The sequence below is a fragment of the Aquimarina addita genome (genome assembly GCF_039539305.1).
In the GTDB taxonomy this organism is placed as follows: domain Bacteria; phylum Bacteroidota; class Bacteroidia; order Flavobacteriales; family Flavobacteriaceae; genus Aquimarina; species Aquimarina addita.
In genome coordinates, this window is record NZ_BAABCW010000074.1 from 1 (window position 1) to 780 (window position 780).

Annotated in this window: 1 protein-coding gene; it reads right to left on the reverse strand. The window is 34.2% G+C overall.

Annotated features, from left to right (window positions below; translation table 11 throughout):
- Positions 1–780: AMP-binding protein (locus ABD816_RS22205; protein WP_344931112.1), on the reverse strand; the 780-nt coding region annotated here is incomplete at both ends.

Sequence of the window (780 nt, forward strand, 5' to 3'; positions counted from 1 at the left end):
TCTTATATAAACGCGAACCGGAATCATCGCTAAATGGATTGTCGATGAATTTTTCTCTGGTCAGATCGGGACGATTGAGATACCCACGTGCCAAACCAGCACCACTTATGCATAATTCACCTATTACCCCTATAGGCTGTAATTCAAGACCATTCCCTACAATATGGCAGTTCAATGAGGAGATTGCTTTACCAATTACACTACTAGGGCTAAAGGTTTCTGTTGCTGTTATCTGTTTATATGTAACATGTATAGTTGTCTCTGTGATACCATACATATTAACTAATATACACTCTTTATAGTTGTTTTTCCAAGTTTTTAGCTTGTAAGGGTTTAGAGCATCTCCTCCAAATATTATATATCTTAAATTTAGATTTGAAATTGAAGGAATAAGATGTTTTTGAAGAACATAGAATACAGATGGTGTCTGATTCAATATTGTCACTTTATATTTAATTAATAAATCGCCAAAAGAAATTATATCTTTTGTAAGTTCTATTGGAATTATAATTAAACGTGCTCCATGAATAAGTGCGCCGAATATCTCCCATACTGAAAAATCAAAACAGAAGGAATGAAATAATGTCCAAACATCACTATCATTAAAATTATAGTCTGGTTTATCACTTTTGAATAGTTGGATCAAATTATCATGTTCAATCATTACCCCTTTAGGTTTCCCTGTTGACCCTGATGTGTAGATTACATATGCGAGGTGGTTGGGCAATGTGATTTTTGGTAGTTTTCTAGACGATTCTATTGCGATCTCCTCCCATTGGC